17 protein-coding genes, 10 tRNA genes and 3 pseudogenes are annotated in these 20,864 nt (G+C 38.0%); 1 reads left to right on the top strand and 29 read right to left on the bottom strand.

Going from position 1 to position 20,864, the window contains the following annotated elements:
- Positions 1 to 164: 164 nt before the first annotated feature.
- The 11 genes and pseudogenes from GGQ95_RS15325 to GGQ95_RS15280 form a co-directional block, all read right to left on the bottom strand.
- Positions 165 to 611: pseudogene (locus GGQ95_RS15325) on the bottom strand (transposase); the annotation flags it as partial.
- Between the two features lie 414 nt (positions 612 to 1,025).
- Complete coding sequence (locus GGQ95_RS15320; RefSeq protein ID WP_183187094.1) at positions 1,026 to 1,643, bottom strand: hypothetical protein; 618 nt, start codon at positions 1,641 to 1,643, stop codon at positions 1,026 to 1,028.
- Positions 1,636 to 2,265 (bottom strand): ABC transporter ATP-binding protein, encoded by a 630-nt coding sequence (locus GGQ95_RS15315; protein WP_183187093.1) that lies wholly within the window; start codon positions 2,263 to 2,265, stop codon positions 1,636 to 1,638. The genes GGQ95_RS15320 and GGQ95_RS15315 overlap by 8 nt, the downstream gene beginning before the upstream one ends.
- A gap of 14 nt (positions 2,266 to 2,279) precedes the next feature.
- Positions 2,280 to 3,002 carry a DUF2705 family protein gene (locus GGQ95_RS15310; RefSeq protein ID WP_183187092.1) on the bottom strand — a complete coding sequence of 241 codons (723 nt, stop codon included), beginning with the start codon at positions 3,000 to 3,002 and terminating at the stop codon, positions 2,280 to 2,282.
- Entirely contained in the window at positions 3,002 to 3,730 is a 729-nt protein-coding gene (locus GGQ95_RS15305; RefSeq protein WP_159719205.1) for a WxPxxD family membrane protein, read from the bottom strand. Before GGQ95_RS15305 ends, GGQ95_RS15310 begins: the two co-directional genes overlap by 1 nt.
- Positions 3,720 to 4,412 (bottom strand): DUF2705 family protein, encoded by a 693-nt coding sequence (locus GGQ95_RS15300; RefSeq protein ID WP_183187122.1) that lies wholly within the window; start codon positions 4,410 to 4,412, stop codon positions 3,720 to 3,722. Before GGQ95_RS15300 ends, GGQ95_RS15305 begins: the two co-directional genes overlap by 11 nt.
- Before the next feature lie 165 nt (positions 4,413 to 4,577).
- Positions 4,578 to 5,003, bottom strand: coding sequence for a DUF2712 domain-containing protein (locus GGQ95_RS15295; protein ID WP_159719204.1), 426 nt, complete (start codon positions 5,001 to 5,003; stop codon positions 4,578 to 4,580).
- 182 nt (positions 5,004 to 5,185) lie between these two features.
- Positions 5,186 to 5,333 (bottom strand): annotated as a pseudogene (locus GGQ95_RS18160) (ATP-binding protein); the annotation flags it as partial.
- Positions 5,331 to 5,925: pseudogene (gene istA / locus GGQ95_RS15290) on the bottom strand (IS21 family transposase); the annotation flags it as partial. The pseudogenes istA and GGQ95_RS18160, both read right to left, overlap by 3 nt.
- Complete coding sequence (locus tag GGQ95_RS15285; protein WP_183187126.1) at positions 5,882 to 6,061, bottom strand: hypothetical protein; 180 nt, start codon at positions 6,059 to 6,061, stop codon at positions 5,882 to 5,884. The gene GGQ95_RS15285 and the pseudogene istA, both read right to left, overlap by 44 nt.
- 365 nt (positions 6,062 to 6,426) lie before the next feature.
- Positions 6,427 to 7,854 (bottom strand): formylglycine-generating enzyme family protein, encoded by a 1,428-nt coding sequence (locus GGQ95_RS15280; RefSeq protein ID WP_044743295.1) that lies wholly within the window; start codon positions 7,852 to 7,854, stop codon positions 6,427 to 6,429.
- A gap of 426 nt (positions 7,855 to 8,280) precedes the next feature.
- Here GGQ95_RS15280 and GGQ95_RS15275 point away from each other — a divergent pair, with 426 nt between their 5' ends.
- The gene (locus GGQ95_RS15275; RefSeq protein WP_052660959.1) at positions 8,281 to 9,516 is read left to right on the top strand and encodes an MFS transporter; all 1,236 of its coding nucleotides are present in this window, start codon (positions 8,281 to 8,283) and stop codon (positions 9,514 to 9,516) included.
- Positions 9,517 to 10,588: 1,072 nt separating this feature from the next.
- Here the strand turns inward: GGQ95_RS15275 and GGQ95_RS15270 are convergent.
- The 18 genes from GGQ95_RS15270 to GGQ95_RS15185 all read right to left on the bottom strand — a co-directional run bounded on the left by GGQ95_RS15270 (position 10,589) and on the right by GGQ95_RS15185 (position 20,845).
- A complete protein-coding gene (locus GGQ95_RS15270; protein ID WP_044744738.1) occupies positions 10,589 to 10,936 on the bottom strand; it encodes a DUF4260 domain-containing protein in 348 nt (115 codons plus the stop codon).
- 557 nt (positions 10,937 to 11,493) lie between these two features.
- Positions 11,494 to 13,296 carry a glutamine--fructose-6-phosphate transaminase (isomerizing) gene (glmS, locus tag GGQ95_RS15265; RefSeq protein WP_066148950.1) on the bottom strand — a complete coding sequence of 601 codons (1,803 nt, stop codon included), beginning with the start codon at positions 13,294 to 13,296 and terminating at the stop codon, positions 11,494 to 11,496.
- Between the two features lie 392 nt (positions 13,297 to 13,688).
- Complete coding sequence (glmM, locus tag GGQ95_RS15260; protein ID WP_080862495.1) at positions 13,689 to 15,035, bottom strand: phosphoglucosamine mutase; 1,347 nt, start codon at positions 15,033 to 15,035, stop codon at positions 13,689 to 13,691.
- A gap of 21 nt (positions 15,036 to 15,056) precedes the next feature.
- The gene (locus GGQ95_RS15255; RefSeq protein WP_183187091.1) at positions 15,057 to 16,295 is read right to left on the bottom strand and encodes a CdaR family protein; all 1,239 of its coding nucleotides are present in this window, start codon (positions 16,293 to 16,295) and stop codon (positions 15,057 to 15,059) included.
- The gene (gene cdaA, locus GGQ95_RS15250; protein ID WP_066148944.1) at positions 16,288 to 17,109 is read right to left on the bottom strand and encodes a diadenylate cyclase CdaA; all 822 of its coding nucleotides are present in this window, start codon (positions 17,107 to 17,109) and stop codon (positions 16,288 to 16,290) included. The genes GGQ95_RS15255 and cdaA overlap by 8 nt, the downstream gene beginning before the upstream one ends.
- 101 nt (positions 17,110 to 17,210) lie before the next feature.
- On the bottom strand, positions 17,211 to 17,813 hold the full coding sequence (gene rsiW / locus GGQ95_RS15245; protein WP_066148942.1) for an anti-sigma-W factor RsiW: 603 nt from the start codon (positions 17,811 to 17,813) through the stop codon (positions 17,211 to 17,213).
- 13 nt (positions 17,814 to 17,826) lie between these two features.
- Complete coding sequence (sigW, locus tag GGQ95_RS15240; RefSeq protein ID WP_066148939.1) at positions 17,827 to 18,390, bottom strand: RNA polymerase sigma factor SigW; 564 nt, start codon at positions 18,388 to 18,390, stop codon at positions 17,827 to 17,829.
- A gap of 146 nt (positions 18,391 to 18,536) precedes the next feature.
- Positions 18,537 to 19,439 carry an arginase gene (gene rocF / locus GGQ95_RS15235; RefSeq protein ID WP_066148937.1) on the bottom strand — a complete coding sequence of 301 codons (903 nt, stop codon included), beginning with the start codon at positions 19,437 to 19,439 and terminating at the stop codon, positions 18,537 to 18,539.
- 275 nt (positions 19,440 to 19,714) lie between these two features.
- A tRNA-Ala gene (locus GGQ95_RS15230) sits at positions 19,715 to 19,787 on the bottom strand.
- A 24-nt stretch (positions 19,788 to 19,811) separates the two neighbouring features.
- Positions 19,812 to 19,883: transfer RNA gene (locus tag GGQ95_RS15225), tRNA-Gly, on the bottom strand.
- 10 nt (positions 19,884 to 19,893) lie between these two features.
- Positions 19,894 to 19,966 (bottom strand) — tRNA-Lys (locus GGQ95_RS15220).
- A gap of 13 nt (positions 19,967 to 19,979) precedes the next feature.
- Positions 19,980 to 20,054, bottom strand: a tRNA-Gln gene (locus tag GGQ95_RS15215).
- A 120-nt stretch (positions 20,055 to 20,174) separates the two neighbouring features.
- Positions 20,175 to 20,259, bottom strand: a tRNA-Tyr gene (locus GGQ95_RS15210).
- A 10-nt stretch (positions 20,260 to 20,269) separates the two neighbouring features.
- A tRNA-Thr gene (locus GGQ95_RS15205) sits at positions 20,270 to 20,345 on the bottom strand.
- A 175-nt stretch (positions 20,346 to 20,520) separates the two neighbouring features.
- Positions 20,521 to 20,593, bottom strand: a tRNA-Val gene (locus GGQ95_RS15200).
- A 16-nt stretch (positions 20,594 to 20,609) separates the two neighbouring features.
- Positions 20,610 to 20,681: transfer RNA gene (locus GGQ95_RS15195), tRNA-Glu, on the bottom strand.
- Positions 20,682 to 20,696: 15 nt separating this feature from the next.
- Positions 20,697 to 20,769, bottom strand: a tRNA-Thr gene (locus tag GGQ95_RS15190).
- Position 20,770: 1 nt separating this feature from the next.
- Positions 20,771 to 20,845 (bottom strand) — tRNA-Asn (locus GGQ95_RS15185).
- Between the last annotated feature and the right edge of the window lie 19 nt (positions 20,846 to 20,864).

The raw sequence follows: 20,864 nt of genomic DNA, 5'->3' as shown, positions 1-20,864 counted from the left end.
TCCCCTTTCCAAAAACTTTGCTGCATTCACGCTTCCATTCCACTATTGGTTTCAAAAAGCGCTTCCTCTCTATTTTAACAGAAATCTATAAATCAAGGCCTGGTAATGAATATTGTACCTTATTCTCCAAAATCATAGTTCATCACCAAAAGCTGTACTTGCATCTACCATTGAAGTATGGTAGACGTTTCTAGCCGCACCCGTAATGCCAATTGTTGGATATTTCTGTATCCATCCCCTCGACGTTTGATCAGCTTGATTTTGTTGTTCGTTCCTTCCATTCTACCATTCGAATAAGGCAACAATATGAACGAAATGATTTCTTCTGTTCGTTTAACAAGTGCTTTTGCGATGGCACTCTTTACGGTACCGATCTAAAGCTTCTGTAAACAACTAAATGACATAAAAATAATCGGCTACACGTATCGCTTCTGGATATACCCCTTGAATGGCTTTTTCAAATCGCTCACGACCCACTGGACCGAAGAAGACACACACGCCAATACGCTTCGAATGGCTTCCTCCTTCTTTCCTGCTTCGATAAAATACACTTCTCCCATCGCCGCCACTCTATCATCATGCCCTTTTCGAAAAACAAATTCGTCGATACACCGCCTTAGGTTAAATGGGATTCGACAGCTGTTTTCTCCCTCATCCATTCACATCATTCGATTTTATATTGTATACTCAATGCAACATCAAATGACCTTTAATTGAGTCCATAGATTTTACCGGCAAACAGACAGCAACGACTTACTAGTTCGGTCGCATATGCCGCGGTTCTATGAACTCCCACGAATTGAATGGCCGTATCATGTTGGATGGATTCGATGATTCCATTACAAAATTGATCAACATTTTTAACATTGACAATGTGTTAGGAACGCAAATGACAAAGAAGTTCACCGGACTTGACCATTAACCAAACACATCTTCAACATTTTAGTATTAATTACTGGTTATAATCGATTAGTCTCTTCATATTTTTTGATAATAGTATTCCTTAAATATTTCCGGATAAATAGTCAATATAAAGGCTTTAAATTAATCACAATGTCATCAGATTCAAAAAATAAAAACTTATTAATTTCTAATATATTACCTTTTTTAAGGGGAATTTTGTAAATATCTTTATTATGGAAATCATATGTATGAAGAACATTTCTATTATTAGATGATAATATTTGGACAAAAGGTTTTTCTTTGTCTGTTTTTCCTTTATAACTCAATACATATTCTCCCTCAGGCAATTGTAATCCTATTTCATAAAATCCTGAGTGGTGAATTTCATACTGACCTGATTTACTCATTTCTATCGACTCAAAGTTGGCAGGAGAAAGTTTCACTTTACCTTGTCCCTTTATCTGAACGTGTTCTCCATTGTGAAGATTAACACCTAGTACCCTATCTTTTGCAGACAATTCTCTCTGCATAAATTTAACTTTCCCACTTATTACTTCTACATCATAAATTCCTTGCTGAATATCATCACCTACAATATATTCTCCGCTTTTTATAGTTACTACTTCTGGATTTTTTAGAGTTCTGTAATTGTTTATTAGATCGGAAATATAAGGAAAAACTATAATGAACGAACACATTCCCACTATAAAAGCGAAAATAGTCAATTTGAATTTATTCATGAATTAGGTTCCCCTCATTCATTTTCAAAGTAAAATCACATAAAGGTTCAATATCCCCTTTGATATGGCTAGCAATGATGATAATAGTTCCCCGTTTCTTTTCTTCTAAAAGCAGATTATGAATTAATTCCACTCCGCTATCATCAATCGCATTTGTAGGTTCATCCAAAAGGAGAATATCAGGTTTTTCAAATATCGCTTGTGCGATATTCAGCCTTTGTTTCATTCCTAAAGAATATTTTTTTACTTTCAACTTAGAAAACGGATCTAATCCCACTCTTTTTATGGCCTCTTCTATATCATGTGTTGAAGCTACTTTCTTTATCTTTGATAAAATGAAAAGATTTGTGTAAGCATCATATTGTGGAAATAATTGCATATTTTCGATAATAATTCCAATGCTTGGTGGAAACGATATATCTTTATGCAGTACTTGATTATTGACTATAACTTCACCCTCAGTAGGAACAACCAACCCAGCTAAAGTACGAAGCAGCATTGTTTTACCTGATCCATTTTTCCCAAAAAGCCCATAAATATAGCCAGGTTTGAAAGTATAGGAAATATTTTTTAAAACGTATGCATTTTTAATTTTTTTACTTACATTATGAGTTTGTAGCATTCTTAACCCTCTCTTTATAATAAGTCCATATTCTTTATTTTAATCGTAGAAAAATAAACTAAGGCAACTTGAATGATGAGCAAAATAAAGAAACCTGTAAAATAATCTATGGTGTATAGCTTAAATTTTGGCATTTGGCTTAATCCGTTCCTAAATCCCATCCCATATACTGGTAAGAAAAAGTAATGAAATAGTTTAGGAAAGCTATGTAGTTGATTTGTTATCAGGACGGAAAAGACAATGTATATGTTAATAATCAAATGGGCAACACTTTCTTTTACATATAATTCAATTAAAAGCTGGATACTAAGTAACACTAATAATGTTAATAAATACATAGATAAAGCTTTGATTAAATTCGGTTTAGAAAAAGTTGATTGGCCTAAATCGAACAAAACAGAAACGAACATTTGGAGTGCAATAAATAGCAAAAGATGCGCTAGTATGCGCAAATATTGTTTGATGATCCACTTAGACTTGCTGTATGTTCTGACAAAAAAAGCGATACCATGAATTCTTGTCACATCACTTAAATATCCAGAGAAGTAAAAGCTCATACCAATAATCGGCAGATACCAATTCAGTAGATATCTATACTCCAATGCATGGGAAGAAGTAATAGGAATTCCATCTAAAAAGGGAAAATTAGTATTGATCAAATTAAGCGTATCCAGCAAAATACCCTGCATGATTATTGTTAACGACACAAGTAGAAAAAATTTTTTATTTATCATCATTAAATAAAGTCCTTTCTTTTATATACAAAAGAACCAATTAAATAAAAGAAAATAACAACAAAAATTTGTCTCACATATATATATAATAAGTCGACAATCGTCCATTCCTTTTCCAGCATCTTATTATATATTGCTAAATCTTTTATTGGCCCCCACATCTGTGTCATCATTAGTTTTTCAAAAAAGAATAAACCACTTATTAATGCAATAGTCAGAAAAAAGGATATGCTTATAGAATGACTTATCTCTTTTATTAATTCATATATCAAGCCAACACTAGTGTAAAACAAAAATAAACCTACGGTATTAAATAGACAAATTGATGTAAAATTCATTTCTTTTAATAAAGAATAGTCAAAGAATATAGCTGTGAATAATAGGTTCACACCGGAATGTAAGAAAGCAAACATGAAAGCTGCTATTATAATTTTAACCACTCTTCTTATATATAACTTTTCCCTATTAGTTCCTCTTATAATAGTAGCCAAATTTTCAGATAAGAAGAGGTGATTTAAAAAAATAAGAAAAGGTGCAGTATAAAATACAGTATATGCTTGCATAGAACTATAGCCGAATGCACTGTTATTCATAATAATAATCACATCATATAAAGATAAATTGGCGGATCTTAACGCTGGAATATCACGGTAATTCGAGCTTTGTAAAAACCATACAACAGTAAAAAAGAAAGTGATCATAATAATAATAATAGATCGTTTAATCTTCATTGAACCTTACTCCATAAATAAATACTATTAATGGAATTATGATAAGAACACTTATTGCTACTAAAAGACTAGGAAATATTACATTAAATCCATATTCAGTAAACGGTTGAAAAGCATAGATAATAGAATATTTATTTAAAACTAATAAAAACCAAATAAAAAACGAGGAAGCATATGCATATTTTCGATCAAGAAAAAATAAACTTGTACTTGCTCCCAATGATCCAGCAAGACCTGCTAGAATACAACTGACTATCGAAAAGACGATAATCGCAATAAAAGGATGTTCTACACTAAAGTTAAAGAGTTTATTTCCTTCAATCCTCATTTCCATTAATCCTTTTGAAAAAGTCCCATTAACAAAAATAATCGACACTAGTATAAAGTTAATAAATAATGTGATAAACATAGATAGAGAAGATATAGTAAAAGATGTAATGATTTTTTCTAACAAGTACCTTTTCCTGCCTACCTTGCTAATCAAAATAGTACGATAACCTGTTTTATAATCTTGAATTGCATCATCGGCTCCCAACAATAAAAAATAGATTGGTAAAAACCATATTAGCAATATTTGAGGTGCGTGCCCCATGCTAGAACCTGATAAAAAGAAGGCAAAAGCTGGATGAAAAGTCTCTTCAGAGTTTTGTTGATAAATTAACAGTTGTACAATTTCTAACATAGGTATAAGCAAAATAATAATAAAGGCAGTTAAATTAATTTTATTTCTTATAATGCGTTGAATATGGCTATTAAACAATGTCCCTCACTCAATTCTTTACTTTTTTATTAGCTATCTTAAAAGGGAACCAAGAATGATATATAATATCATTCTTGGTTCTATAGATTAGTCAGTCTCTTCGTCCCAATACCCAGAGATCGTATAGCTTGCAGAAGTATAGTTATTATTTTCAGCACCTAATCTTACATAAGATTGGTTCGCAGTGCTATATGCTGGATAATAGTGGGGCCCACTTCCTTGTTTCACATTATACCACTCTGAAACCCTTGTGCCTGCTTTGTCTAACCAAAAAGTTGCGACTGTTCCTACGCCTTCAGATGAATATGTTAGATTTACTTTCCATTTATTGTTTGGATTAGTAGTTTGTCGATATCGTGCAGCACTATAACTATTATCATAATTAGGTTTAAGCTCAAAATTAAAACCAATATTATCGTCGCTAGCATACGTAAAATTAGAAAATGTGAATATTCCAACTCCCATAGCCGCAGCCAGTCCTAATCTCGAATACTTTTTGACTATGTTTCTCATAATACACCTCTTTCTTAGTAAGATTTTAGTAGATATTCACCCGGGATAAAAGAATATCTACTAAAATATTACTGGTAAATTAAAGAAAAATCAAGATTATAAAACCAAAAAATATAAATTTATACAAAAAAATTAACTAGATCTTATTAAGATAGGCTCCGTTTTGTAACTTTTAAAAGTGTTCCCGGCGGACCGAGAAAGAGGATATTTCCTTTCCAGTCAATAAAGGACAACGTAAGCAGCTCTCGAATCCGGCGCTTCATCCACCGAAAGCTGCGCGGTAACATCAAACGGATCGATCGGCTTGCGGTAGGGAAGTTTCGACAAGCGTTCCCGGCCGTCTGTAACGGTCTTCGTATTGTCCAATAGCACTTTTCTTTGGAATCCCTCCAAAGTACTTGAAACTTTGAATCAGGCATTCCATTAAGTGCTCCTGGTCCTGGCTGGTTGTAAATACTGCGTATTTCATCCGCGAATAGCCTAACGTGGCCACAAATAGCGATAACTTGACTTTTCTCCCTTCCATCACGACCTCCCCAACTTCCTTCCAATCGACTTGCATTTGTTCGCCAGGAAGCGTTTCATAGCGAACGGTGTATTTCTTTTTCGCCGTCTCTCGGAAAGGTTTCGTATAGTCTTTTAAAATCGTCTTTCCCCCCGTATAGCCCTGTTGTCGAATTTCGAAAAACAACTTTTCGCTATTGAACCCCCCCTCCTCTAATATTCGTTTTTGAAGATACGGCTTAAATGGATCTAACTTGCTTTTTCTTGGTTTTTGCTTGGATAGGGAAGGGGGCTTGGGGGATTGAATATACGTTCGAACGGTTTTCCGATCAATCCCCCATTTCCTCGCCATATCGGAAATACTCATTCCTCTTTCATACATTTCTTTGATCATAAAAAATTCCCCTCTCGTCATCACGAACCATAGCCCCTCTCATTGACACGATGGTTCTATTGTGAGTGGGGAATTTTATTCCGGCTATATTGGAGATTTTATCATCGGCTTTAACAATCGCTGTTTGAGTCCAGCCTTTCTGATATAACTCTCGAATCATAAAAAACTCCCCTATCTTCAGCATCGTTTCTCCACTCCATCTAAGATGTTGTTTCGAAACGATTATCTGTTATTTTTGGGGAATTTTAAACCGCTGTTATTGGGGATTTTATCACCGTTGATTACAGTTAATATTATTTGCAAATTATAATTGCAATAAACTATTTAAAATAGCTCTTACATGAAAATACTATCCCTTACAAATGAAAGTGTGAATTAACATTTAAAAAGAAGAGTTCCTGTAAGAGCAATGTCATTTTACAACAAGTTAAAAACCGAAAGTAATATTTATGATGATACGAAGCATATAAATAATAAAGGCTGACGTAACATTTATAATAACTTACGTCAGCCGTTCTAGTAATTTTAATAGATAGCCGTATTTGTAATTGGTTTACCTATAGCTTTTCTTAAAGTATAAATAGGAATGTTTTTCACACACCTAAAGCCCATTTCATTATGCCTGCAAAATGGAATATCCTTCCCCCTAAAAGAAGGATACATTAGACCCGGTAATGAAAAGAAAGAACCTCCTTTCAACACCGCAAAGGCATGATGTTTACTCTGTTTATTCGAGAAACCAGGGTGAAACTCTCTGCCAGTTAATAGATCACTTCGTGTCCATTCCCAATGATTACCCACCATTCCAACAACGCCATAAGGGCTAACATATTCGTCCTTTTCAAATTCGGATGCTCTCTTGATAGGTTCTTCCGGAAATTCTTCAGAGAACGAGGTAATACCCTCCCGCCATTCATCCAAACTTTCAGGTGTATAATTTAACCAATGAGCACACCAATTTGCTGCATTTCTATTAAAAGCATTACCCCAAGGCCATATTCTACCATCTTCTCCCCGTGCAGCCTTTTCCCATTGAAATTCAGTTGGTAGCTCCTTGCCTTTCCACCTTGAAAACGCAAATGCATCATACCAGTCAATCCCCGTTACAGGATGATCGGGTTTAAAACGTTCATCCCAAAAAGTGTTTCTTGTATGATCTTTTTCTTGAGGTTCATTAGGATGGCAGAATATATGACCATTTTTCTTAGTATATTCAACAAACTCATCATACTCTTCATTGGTTACTGGATACTTATCAATAAAAAATGGAGGAAGCCAAACTTTCCTAGAAGGTATTGCATCATGCCACCCGAACGTTTTATCAGGCACTTGATGCGGATCAAGTCCAAAAGTGAAAAAACCACCAGGAATTAAAATCATTCCTTCTTCTTCTTTTTTACAAAACTCTTCTAATAGTTCGTTAGGGATAGGTTCTTCAAAGTCATACCTATTAAACAAATGTCCGTGTTCTTTATAGTAATTTTCTATTAATTGTAATTCTTCAGGATCATCAGTACCTAGCAGGTCAATAAGTGATTTTAGAACTTTCTGTGCTCCTAATCCTACTGGTTTATTAGGTGAATAAACTTTTTTGCTAGCACCACCGATAATAGGTGCTAGTAATTTATAGCTTTCCTCAATTTTTTCTTGTCCACAAATTTCAATAGCTTTAAAAGAAACTAAATCATCAGGATCGTGAGTTAATCTAACAATGGTTTCTACCGCAGAAAAATACGGTAACCAATTTTTTACGATATCTATCAACCTATAACGTACATATGTATGTGGATGTCCAATTGACATCCCAAATATATATTCAGCAGCAACAGGATGGGACACTTTTAACAACTCTGGAATGATACGTGAGTTAAATAAATCTTTTAACTTCGGCACAGTAAGTGAATCTAAATAGTCTGGTTCTAAAACCTCTTCAATTTGAGAAAGTAAGTTCATATCGTTTTCATATATTTCTATATGTAAATGTTTAATTTCAGTACTCACTCTTTTTCCCCCTCAATCTTCAGTATAAGGGCAGGGAAAAAATATTCTCCCTGCCCCTTAGAATTTTACCATTTTTCTTCTTGCAATACTGGCATTACAATAGCAAGACGGTTGCGCCAATTTTTCTTCATTTTCATTTTAATCCCCCCTTAAAATATTCTCAAAAATATAATATAATATAATTTAAGGAAAATAAAGTATTTTTTAAAAAATATAAAAAATAAAAATTAAATTTATATTAAAGGGAGGATCATTTCAAAGTTAGAGAGTATTTATACTCAGCATTTGAAGAGAAAAGATTAATTATTCGATAGAGAAGGTGACAGTGATTTTGGGTGTGTATATGAACCAAAATAAACTTGTAGAGGAGGATATTAATTGAATAAATCTTTTTATTTTTTGTGGATGGGAAATTCACTGGGAAAATTAGCTAATTCCCTATATATGATGACAGTAACTATGATGATTTACCATATTACAAGCTCAGGGACTTTAGCGGGTTTAGTTACCATGATTCATGTTATAGCAAAGTTTCTAAGTAGCTTTTTTATGCCTATAATAACAGATCGATATCCTTTAAAGTTCATCTTAAGAATTTCTTTATTTGGACAATCGTATTTACTATTTATACTTATTCTTTTGTTTTACTTCAAAGATATCAATCATTTTTTGATTAATTTAATTATTTATTTAATCATTTTTTTCATCGGTTTCCTAGATGGATGGACAAATCCTGCAAGAAACTCTTTAACACCTAAAATCGTACAAAAAGAGAAATTAGCAAAAGCCAATAGCTTAATAAGTACGACGGACCAATCCCTTGCTTTGTTGGGTTGGTCTTTGGGTGGGGTAGCAGCAATTCACTTTGGGAACATTAATATTTTGTATTTCGCATTAAGTCTCTATATATTGTCTGCTCTATCTACTCTTCTCATATCTGAAAAATTTCGCGGAGCTAGTAAATCTAGACCTAACTGGGATTCCATAAAAATTGGCTGGTCTATACTATTTAAGAATGCTAATCTTAGGTTAATAACAATTATGGGGATAATTGAAGGAATTGCAGGGGGAATTTGGATTGGAGGGATCACATTAGTATTCGTAAAAGAAATATTAAAACAAAATGAGACTTGGTGGGGGTATATCAATGCCAGTTACTATTTAGGTAGTATAATTGGTGGTATTTTCATTGTCTTAATTTCAAAATGGATGCAACGAAATTTAGTTTATAGTATAATATTGGGATCCTTTGGAGTGAGTGTTTTTGTTTTAATTTATGCCTTTACTAAATCACCAATTGTAGCGCTTACTTTAGTATTTATTATGGGACCTTTCTATCAACTTAGAGATGTATCGCAAAATACCTACTTTCAGTCATCTATAGAGGAAAGTTATCTACCAAAAGTTTATTCTACTCAAAGTAACATATATTATATTGTATTTTCTATATCTGTTTTCCTAATGGGAACCATTTCTGATTTTTTAGGCGTTAAACTTGTATACATATTAGCCTCAATATTATATTTCACATCTTCTTTTTTAGCCGTATCAATTAACGTAAAAAGATATAAAGATACAGAAATTAAAAATATTAAGATAAAAACAGAAGGTTGACCTGTTTTCAGGTCAACCTGTGGCCGCTAAATAAAACTGAACAGAATTCGATTGATTAAATTGAACAGTTTTTTACCAGTTAGAAACGCGCACTTTACATAGAGTGGCGTAATGATAGCCTCGTTTCATGCGGCTGATTCTTGTTGTTGCTCGCTTTTTAGGAAATATCTTGTACGCAGAGGCTCCATGTCAAGTGATAGGGATTACGCTGGAATTTCCAGAAAAGTGTTCACTCTTATTTAGCGAAACTGTTCAATTTTTCTCGTCGGTTACACCTTTTTTCTTTTGGTCTAGCAAAATGCTTTACACAAAATTTTATACATCATCATTTTATCTAGCACCTCGGGTATATAAAAATAAATTTTGCTTCACAAGCACGAACAATATACTTATCCATATAATAAATTCAGTACCTGCTCTATCTTTTAAACCTTTACTAGTTTGATATAAAACTCTAGTGATTACCTTGACCCCATTTATTCCTCATTCAATAGGTTCATTGGGAAAGGAACCATCATGATCTTATATAATCTTGTTCCAGAGGATTTTCTAAGTTCCCGTTTAACTTCTCTTTGGTATTAGCGATAACTTGCTGATGCTCAAGTATTGCAACCGCTAGATCTAACATTTCTTTCATTAGAGCTTGATACTCTTCAAAACCCCAAGCTATCACTCCTTAAGAAAAAACACACGTTCGGAGTTACTTCCATTTTACTCCATAACGTGTGTTTTTTAAACAGCTTTTTATCATGCATAATTAACAGGCGCGATAGTTAATCAAGACATACAAAAAGGACGATTTATTTTGGTCTTTTTCTGCAGTCTAAAAAATCAATATTAAAATTTAAACGAAGCCTTGTCTTTAGGCATTGGGCATGGTAGCCTTGTGTGGCGATGCCGATTTTGTAACCATCTGGATTCTCAGCAACAGAATCATGACTGCAGGAGCTCGATGCCAAATGCTTCACTCTCTCACTATTAAAGAAACAGGCATTTAGTTAGTATAGAATGAAAGTGTCCAAAGATTTGACACAGATCCAGACCAACAACATCCTTTAGTTCAATCGTTTATTTAAACACGATTTAAATGCGTGTCCTTAAAATGTGTTGAATATTTTAATCCATAACCAATCATCCTATCCATTCCGATATGAGCAGACCATATTAAGCCTATCTCTAAAACCACTTCGCTTGATAACAGCACTCCTAAGATAACAGCTCCAATTGGTAAACTATATGTATGAAATAAATTATAAAGCACGGCACCAACTTTATTATTGAATAAATAACCAATCATTGATATATCTGGAGCGAATAACAAAACGAAAAACAAAAGCCAACTAAATTGGTTATAAGAGTAAAAATAAAGACTCAACAATAGGATAGCTGCCCCTTCTAATTGTAAAAGAATTTTATTCATACTATTCTCCCTTAATAACTGTAATTTAGCCATTTTGATAACAATCATGAGCATGTAAACCAGAACCTTTAAAATTATTTTATAGGAAATAGATGTATTTAGTGACAATCCACCCCTCATTTAAATATCTGGAATAATTTGAATAGTTTTCATTTTTATTTTTATTATAAAATTGTTTGAACGTCAACCAAAAACTGTTAAAATATAAAAAACAATGATGATGCTGCAAAGCTAGAGCAAGCAAATAGCCAAAATCATCATACAGAACTGACACATAACGATAATGCCGAAACTTCTTAGATCGTTTTTCATTAAATGTACAAACAAAGTGGATTGGTTTATGTGCATTTATATATCCATATACGTTGGGCAACACGTTCATTTTGTTTAAAGTATGCCTGTCTAAAATACCACTATCGTTTACAAGAATAAAAGTCTCGAAACCTTCATTTCCTCCCCCTTTTTGAATTCCTAAAAAAATGAAAAAATAACCTCTTGCGGATATGATATCCGCAAGAGGTTATTTTTATCAAACTTTAAAGCAATATAAACCTTCTCTATTCCACCGTTACGCTTTTGGCGAGGTTGCGCGGTTTGTCGACGTCGCAGCCACGGTGTAAAGCAGCGTAGTAAGCGATCAACTGCAACGGCACAACGGCCACAAGCGGCGTCAGCATTGGATGAACAGCCGGAATGACGTAACGGTCCTCGTCTGTTTCCAAGCCTCTCATGGAAATAATGCATGGGTTGGCGCCACGGGCCACCACTTCTTTCACATTGCCGCGAATGCTTAAATTCACATGCTCTTGTGTCGCCAAAGCAACCACCGGCGTGCCTTCCTCAATCAAAGCAATCGTTCCATGCTTTAGCTCACCGCCAGCGAATCCTTCTGCTTGAATATAGGAAATCTCTTTTAGCTTTAATGCTCCTTCAAGCCCTACATAGAAATCGGACGCGCGGCCAATGAAGAAGCAATTGCGTGTGGTCTCTAAATATTCGCGAGCAATTTGCTCCATCTCTTCTTTTGCATCACAAAGCATTTCCATGACATTTGCGATGATGCCAAGCTCTTTCACCAAGCTAAAATCGAGCGCAATGCCTTTAGCTTTTGCTGCGACTGTTGCTAAAATCGCAAGAACGGCAATTTGAGCCGTATAGGCTTTTGTCGAGGCAACCGCAATTTCTGGACCAGCATGAAGCAATAGTGTATAGTCTGCTTCGCGTGATAATGTAGAACCAGGTACATTGGTGATCGTCAACGCTTTATAGCCAAGTTTTTTCGTTTGAACAAGTACAGCGCGGCTGTCTGCTGTTTCCCCGCTTTGTGAAATGTAAATAAATAGAGGCTTTTTCGATAACAATGGCATATTGTATGAAAATTCGCTAGCAATATGCACTTCAACCGGAATGTTCGCCCATTTTTCAAGCAATTGTTTGCCGACTAAGCCCGCGTGATAACTTGTGCCGCACGCAATAATATAGAGGCGGTCCGCTTCGAGTACCGCATTGACAATGTCTTTATCAATGGTTAAAGCACCTGACGCATCTTGATATTTTTGAATAATACGGCGCATCACAAGCGGCTGCTCGTCAATTTCCTTTAACATATAATGCGGATAGGTTCCTTTTTCAATATCGCTTGCATCCAATTGCGCAGTATATGGAGAGCGTGCCACCTCTTGACCGTCCAATTTTTTAATCGTGACCGCATTCCGCTTGACAATCACCATTTCTTGATCCATTAATTCGACGTATTGGTTTGTCACTTGCAGCATCGCCATAGCATCGCTGGCTACGACATTAAATCCGTCCCCAAGGCCGACAAGCAATGGGCTCTTATTTTTCGCTACATAAATCACCTCTGGATCTTCTGCATCGATGAGAGCAATCGCATACGATCCCTTTAAAAGTGTTAATGTTTTGCGAAATGCTTCTTCCGCTTCGAATCCATCATTCACAAATTTTTCAACCAACTGAACAACCACTTCTGTATCCGTTTCGCTTTGGAACTGTACATTCTGCAAATGATCACGCTGTAATAATGCGTAGTTCTCAATGACTCCATTATGCACTAACGTAAAACGTCCAGAAGCGCTTTGATGCGGGTGAGCATTCGTACGGCTTGGCACCCCATGTGTCGCCCAGCGGGTATGGCCAATGCCAAGCGGTGCTTGTACATTGAGATCAACCGTTTGCCGCAAATCAGCAATGCGGCCTTTTTCTTTAAAAACATGCACGCCATCTTCGTTTAACACCGCAATTCCAGCTGAATCATAACCGCGATATTCTAGTTTTTCCAGTCCGCGCAATAAAATCTCTTTTGAATCCTGTTGTCCAATATATCCAACAATTCCACACATATTTGTTTTCCTCCCTATTTTCAAGGGGCAAGCAGGGGCCTTTCTTGCCCCTTTTCTTTGATTAAACGATTGGACTTTTCCCTTTGTGCAAAGAGTCGCCTCTTTGTTTTAAGGAAAAGTTTGCGGCTGCAATCGCACCAGCCGGGAGGCATCCGCCGAGCATTCGATCAACCTCCTCCTCGTCAACTAAGCGGCTATCCGATCATCGCTTAGTCCAGGCGCTTCTTCATGAAAGCTTCTTCTACCCACCTTTCTATATGTGAATGACAACAAAATTAATATTACAGGAAACGCCCTAAAGACGTCAACTGTAATATCCTTTACAACATAAAATATGCATAAATGGAATAAAGCGTTCCATTTATGCATAGGATGTCTACCAAAAAGGGCCATTATTCAGCTCCCATTTCAGCTTGAATCACCTGAACAATACGAGCTACATAGCTTTGACACGCTTCTTTCGTCGGCGCTTCTGCCATGACGCGAACAAGCGGTTCTGTGCCGGATGGGCGGACAAGAATTCGTCCATTGCCATGCATTTCATTTTCTACCTCTTGAATGATAGCCTTCACCTTTTCATTCTCCATCACTTGATGTTTGTCCGTTACTTTCACATTGACAAGCAGTTGAGGGTATTTTGGCATCTCGCTCGCCAGCTCAGAAAGAGATTTTTTCGTGGCCTTCATAATGTTTACAAGCTGCAATGCCGTCAATAATCCGTCTCCTGTTGTATTGTAATCAAGAAAAATAATATGTCCTGATTGTTCACCGCCAAGGTTGTATCCGTGTTTCTTCATTTCTTCTACAACGTAGCGGTCGCCGACGGCCGTCTGCACGCTTTTTATTTCATGTTCATCTAATGCCTTATAAAACCCAAGATTGCTCATCACGGTCGATACGACTGTTTGATGCTTTAAACGTCCTTGTTCTTTTAAAAATTTTGCGCAAATGTACATAATTTGATCGCCATCCACGACATTCCCATGCTCATCAATCGCAATTAAACGATCTCCATCTCCATCAAACGCCAGCCCAACATCTGCTTCTTTCTCTCTCACAAATTCAGCCAGCGCCTCTGGATGCGTAGAACCAACCCCGTCATTAATATTAATGCCGTTCGGCGAAGCTCCCATCGTCAATACATCTGCCTCCAAATCTGCAAAAAGATGGGTTGCTAATGAAGAAGTGGCTCCATGCGCGCAGTCAAGCGCAATACGAAGCCCGGAAAAATCCTCATCAACCGTTTGCTTTAAATACTGCAAGTATTTTTGTCCACCTTCAAAATAATCGTTAACTTGACCTAACTCTTTTCCTGTCGGTCTAGGCAGTGTATCCTCGGCACTGTCCAACAGTTGCTCAATTTCTTGTTCCTGCTCATCTGAAAGCTTAAATCCATCGGGCCCAAAAAACTTAATTCCATTATCTTGAACTGGATTGTGCGACGCGGAGATCATAATTCCCGCTTGAGCGCCCAATGCTTTTGTCAAATAGGCCACTCCTGGTGTTGAAATGACGCCGAGACGCATAACTTCTGCACCGATTGAAAGCAATCCGGCAACAAGCGCCCCTTCAAGCATATGTCCTGAGATGCGTGTATCACGGCCAATTAACACCTTTGGCCGCTCTTTATCTTTTGTTAAGATATAGCCGCCGCAGCGTCCTATTTTAAACGCTAATTCTGGTGTCAGCTCACTATTCGCCACTCCGCGTACACCATCAGTGCCAAAATATTTACCCATTATGCATATCTCCCCTTTATCTCATGATCGCTGGATGATTCGTATCTTTGCTTTATTTTTAGGCAAATTCCATTTAATATTTTCTGGCCCATTAACCTCTACCTCTACGTCGTGTTCACCGGCTCCTAATTCATTGGCATTGACATAAAGCTGGATATCATCTGGCTGAATGTGATCCAGCACACTCGCCGCACCTTGCAGCTGGACATCCATCATCCCATTTTCCGGATCAATAAACTGCGCGGTATATTGATCGCTCAATCCCAATATATCAATAGGCAGAGAAGAAAGGGTTTTTTCTTCCTCCTGCTGGACTTGTATATTCACTTTTACTTTTTGAGGATCTACATTTTTAACTCCTTGAGGTAAAGGAACTTTCACTTCTAAAATTGTATTTTTTGTAATTTCATCTAAATTAATGGTGAGGCCATCAATAAATTCAATGGGATCAATGACCTCTTTGGGACCGAAAATCGTCACTTCATTTGGCACGGTTTCAATTTTAACAATACTGAGGCCCTTTTTTAAAGTTCCTGTTTGATTAATTCTGAGCGGAACCGACTTGCTTGGACTCTTAATTGGTACAGTGACATCAACAATCGAAGGATTAATATCGACATCTAGCACCCGTCCGTCACGGTCGTAAGCGATCACTCGAGATTCCTGACGCAAAATATCTGCAGCTCCGGATAAATCTACTCTTGCCTTGACAAGCGCTATTCGATCAACTAAATCCTTCGCCCCCGTAATGGTCACTGTATCCGGTTTGACGATAGGCTGCTCGGTAGTATACCCATCCGCCATTTTATTTTTATGAATAAAATCGACATCGACCGAAAACTCTTTAGAAACCTTTTCTTGAATAGTGACCTTCGCCGTCGCTGGCTGAATAGCGACCGTTAGCTTATCAGAGATATTTTTATATTTAAACGGAACGGTGTAAGTGCCAAGCTCCAAATTCGTTAAATCCACATATACTTCAAAATTCCGCTGCAATACGGTCGGCTTTAAAATACTTGCCGGTCCTTCCAATGTCACGTTCACAAATTTCGGAACACCTGAAACCACTAAATTTTCTTCATCATAATACGTAACGACAGGAACATTTGTAACCGTTTCGATATCCGTCTGTCCCACCGAATTGCGCGTAGCCCCTGATTTCATCTCCTTTTCCTCGATATTGACGAACATATACAGCATGATCGCCAATAACAGAGCAAAAGCTTTCATAAACCAGTGATTATTCATTAATTTATCCACTTTTCTTCCCCCTCCATTGCCAACGAGATGAGGAAGTAGTCTTCGTTGTCCGTACTAACTCCTTCGTGAGCAGTTCACGAAATTGCTCTGGAGTCAAATCTCGATGCAGTTCCCCGTTTTTTGTAACCGATACAGCCCCCGTTTCTTCGGACACAACAATGGTCACGCTATCGGTCACCTCACTGATGCCCAAGGCAGCGCGGTGCCGGGTTCCTAACTCTTTTGAAATAAAAGGGCTTTCTGATAAAGGTAAGTAGCATCCCGCCGCTGCCACTTGATTTTTCTGGACAATGACAGCTCCATCATGCAGCGGTGTATTCGGGATAAAAATATTAATTAACAGTTCGGAGGAGATTTGCGCATTCAGTGGAATTCCTGTTTCAATGTAGTCGCCCATGCCTGTTTCCCGCTCAACGGATATTAAGGCCCCGATGCGGCGTTTTGCCATGTACTCTGTTGCCTTAATAATCGCTTCAACCACTTTCGTTTTCCCTTCTTCTTCTGGTACGCTGCTTCGCGAAAATATCCTTCCACGCCCTAATTGTTCAAGCGCTCGTCTTAACTCTGGCTGGAAAATAATGATGATCGCCAAAAATCCCCATGTCAACGCTTGATCCATCAACCATTGCAATGTGCTAAAGCCTAAAAAGTTGCTGGCCATTCGCACAAGTATAATCAAAATAATCCCGTTCAAAAGCTGAACCGCTTTTGTTCCGCGAATAATCATGATCAATTTGTAAAAAACGTACCATACAAGAAGAATATCAACAATTTTGCTTAGATAACTTAACACCGGGAGCTCTCCAAAAGGCATTCTCACACTTCCTTTATCATTCTAATTCCTATTTATTTTTTTATGTAAACAACTCCTTTATTATATCACATGACGAAAAAAGCCATCAAAAGAGATGGCCTTCACTCAAGCATAGCTTTCACTGCGTTTTTTATATTATACCAAATCCAATCAAACATCTCATTAATTTCTTCCACATCTCCAGTTACTTGTCCAGCGGAGGCTAAATATTTTTCACCATGAATGACGGTCACGTCCCCATTTACTTTTCCCTCAATCTTGATGCTTCCATTTCGCACGACGATATCGCCGTCTACCGTTTCTCCTTTTGGAACAATCACCGTATGATCATGAATAATCACGTTTTCCCTAGTAGAAACGGAAAATTGCTGCTCTTTGTTCCACGTTGTAAAAAGGCTTCCCACAGTTAAAGCAGCAAATAAAGAAGCAGCTGTCAAAACGGGATGATTTTTCAGCCATCTTCCTGCACGGACTCGTTGTTTTTCTTTCGGCAGCTTTGCCATCACATTTGCCGTAAAATCCGCCGGCGGAGCAAGAGGCGAAGCATATTGAATAAACGCTACCGTCTTTTTCAGACTATTGAAATGCTGAGAACACGCAGAGCAATGTTGTAAGTGTTCTCGTAGCCTCTTCTCATCATCCGGAGCAATATCGCCATCTAAATAATCATGCATCCACTCTATGATTTGATCCGGACATTTCATGTTTGTTCACCTCTCATAAATGGCCTAAATGCTTTCTTAATGCTTCTCTTCCCCGATGAATCCTCGTTTTGACGGTTCCTATAGGCAGATCAAGAATTTCACTAATCTCCTGTAACGATAAATCATTCATATATTTTAAGACAATAACGCTTCGGTATTTTTCAGGTAGCTTTTCAATCGCCCTTTGAACCGTCTCTTGAAGCTCTAGGCTTTCGACTGTTTCTTCCGGAGAAGCATCATTCGAAGGCAGTTGAGAATATAGCGTTAAACCGTCTGTTCCGCTTACTTCTTCATCCAAATACATATCCGGCTTTTTTTTGCGCAATTTATCGATGGATAAATTCGTCGCAATGCGATAAAGCCATGAAGAAAATTTCATTGCTGGGTTATACGTATGGATGTTGACATACGCCCGAATAAAAGCTTCTTGGGCAGCATCCTCCGCTTCATGACGATTCCCAAGCATTCGATAGCATAGCCGATAGACCTTGTCTTTGTAAAGCTCGACAATCTCGGCATAGGCATTTTGGTCTCCTTTTTGGATCGCTTTAATATGCTTTTTGACAAACATCTCCATAATCAATAATACCCCCGCTCATGCGGCTATTAATTGTATACGTTCGTAAAACGAAAAAAGTTTCTCTTTTGGACGCACTATCTATTTTAACATATTTACAAAAAAAAACAGCAGACGGATTTTTCCGTCTGCATCTCTCGTCTTGCCTACACTAGTTTTTCTCCAAACAGCGATCCCATGAGCGCAACGGCGACAGATGCTGTTTTATTTCTCTCATCTAAAATTGGGTTTACTTCTACAAATTCAGCGGAAGTAATCAATTGTGCTTCAGCCAGCATTTCCATAGCTAAATGGCTTTCACGATACGTCAGACCGCCGATAACAGGAGTACCTACTCCCGGAGCATCATGTGGATCTAAACCATCTAAATCTAACGATAAATGGACGCCATCTGTCCGCTCTTTTAAATAAGCAATCGTTTCCTCCATTACTTTCGTCATGCCCAAACGATCAACTTCATGCATTGTATATACTCTAATTCCCTTTTCGCGAATAAATTGCTTTTCGCCTTCATCAAGCGCCCTTGCACCAATCAATACAATATTTTCTGGCTTTACCTTCGGGCTATATCCACCAATGGCGGTTAGAGCCTGATGGCCGAATCCAAGGCTGGCCGCAAGCGGCATCCCATGAATGTTACCCGATGGAGAGGTTTCAGCTGTGTTTAAATCACCATGGGCATCGTACCAAATAACCCCTAAATTTTTATAATGTTTTGCGACACCTGCTAAGGTGCCAATAGCAATGCTATGATCGCCGCCTAATACAAGCGGAAAATGTCCTTTTTTAATTACTTCATCAACGGCTTGAGCAAGCTTTTCATTTGCTTCAGCAACCGCTTTCAAATTTCGCAAATTTGATTTGATTCCTTCCTCATCTATTCGTTCAGGTTTGCCGATTGAAATATCCCCCAAATCTTCAATGTCATAGCTGAGGCGTTCGAGTCTTTCTACAACGCCAGCATATCGGATCGCGCTGGGTCCCATATCTACTCCGCGCCGAGTCTGTCCTAAATCCATTGGAACACCAATGATTGAGATTTTTTTCATGCTGTCTCTCTCCTTCATCCTTATTCTATTTATTATTGTATCTAATAACTGAACGTTGACTCAACTTGACACTTTTTTGAATATTTATTCGATTATTAATAAGAAAAACGCCCGCCGATCGGCGAAGATGGCACAAGCCATGTTGAGGAAGGCTCGAACCAAGCTTGATCTTGCGCGGATGCTCAATAAAGTGATTCAACCTGCCGTCGCTGGGCCTTTACTTTTTAAAAAAATAAAAACTCCTTAAATCGACGAGATTTAAGGAGTTTTTATGATGGAGCCTATCGGGATCGAACCGATGACCTCCTGCGTGCAAAGCAGGCGCTCTCCCAGCTGAGCTAAGGCCCCACGTTAAAAGGATTCATGTTGATAAGCGGAAGACGGGACTCGAACCCGCGACCCCCACCTTGGCAAGGTGGTGTTCTACCACTGAACTACTTCCGCAATAAAAAAATGAGCCATGGAGGACTCGAACCTCCGACCCTCTGATTAAAAGTCAGATGCTCTACCTGCTGAGCTAATGGCTCATTAAGAAAACAATGGCTGGGCTAGCTGGATTCGAACCAGCGCATCACGGAGTCAAAGTCCGTTGCCTTACCGCTTGGCTATAGCCCAATATGTTGATGAAACGTCAAATTTCATAAAGCTTTTTGGAACAAATGATCGAGCACTCAACAATACAAAAAGCTATTCCATCAAATCGAAATAACTTCACAATCCATCATTATGTATGAATGGTGGAGGGGGACGGATTCGAACCGCCGAACCCACAGGGAGCGGATTTACAGTCCGCCGCGTTTGGCCACTTCGCTACCCCTCCACGACCATCATGGTGCCGGCTGCAGGACTTGAACCCGCAACCTACTGATTACAAGTCAGTTGCTCTACCAATTGAGCTAAGCCGGCATAATATATAGAAATCGAACCAGAAAAGGATAGGTTTTGTGCCTCTTCCTCTCCAAGACATTCCAAGATGTCCAATGCGTCGAGGCAACTCGTAGTCATTTCACCGATGCTTCGCTCGTCTCTACCAATTGAGCTAAGCCGGCGTCACCTATACTAGTTTTCATTGAAATAATGATGGAGGATGACGGGATCGAACCGCCGACCCCTTGCTTGTAAGGCAAGTGCTCTCCCAGCTGAGCTAATCCTCCAAAACAAAAAAGAAAATGACCCGTACGGGATTCGAACCCGTGTTACCGCCGTGAAAGGGCGGTGTCTTAACCACTTGACCAACGGGCCAAAAATAATAACACAAGCTTCCAACCGGGCTTGAACCGGTGACCTCTTCCTTACCATGGAAGTGCTCTACCAACTGAGCTATGGAAGCATGGCTCCGCAAGTAGGATTCGAACCTACGACCTACCGGTTAACAGCCGGTTGCTCTACCGCTGAGCTATTGCGGAATAGTGGATAAACACAAAA

Source organism: Anoxybacteroides rupiense (genome assembly GCF_014196195.1).
GTDB lineage: Bacteria > Bacillota > Bacilli > Bacillales > Anoxybacillaceae > Anoxybacteroides > Anoxybacteroides rupiense.
Note: the sequence above shows the minus strand (reverse complement) of the source record. Positions and strands in the feature narration are given on the sequence as shown.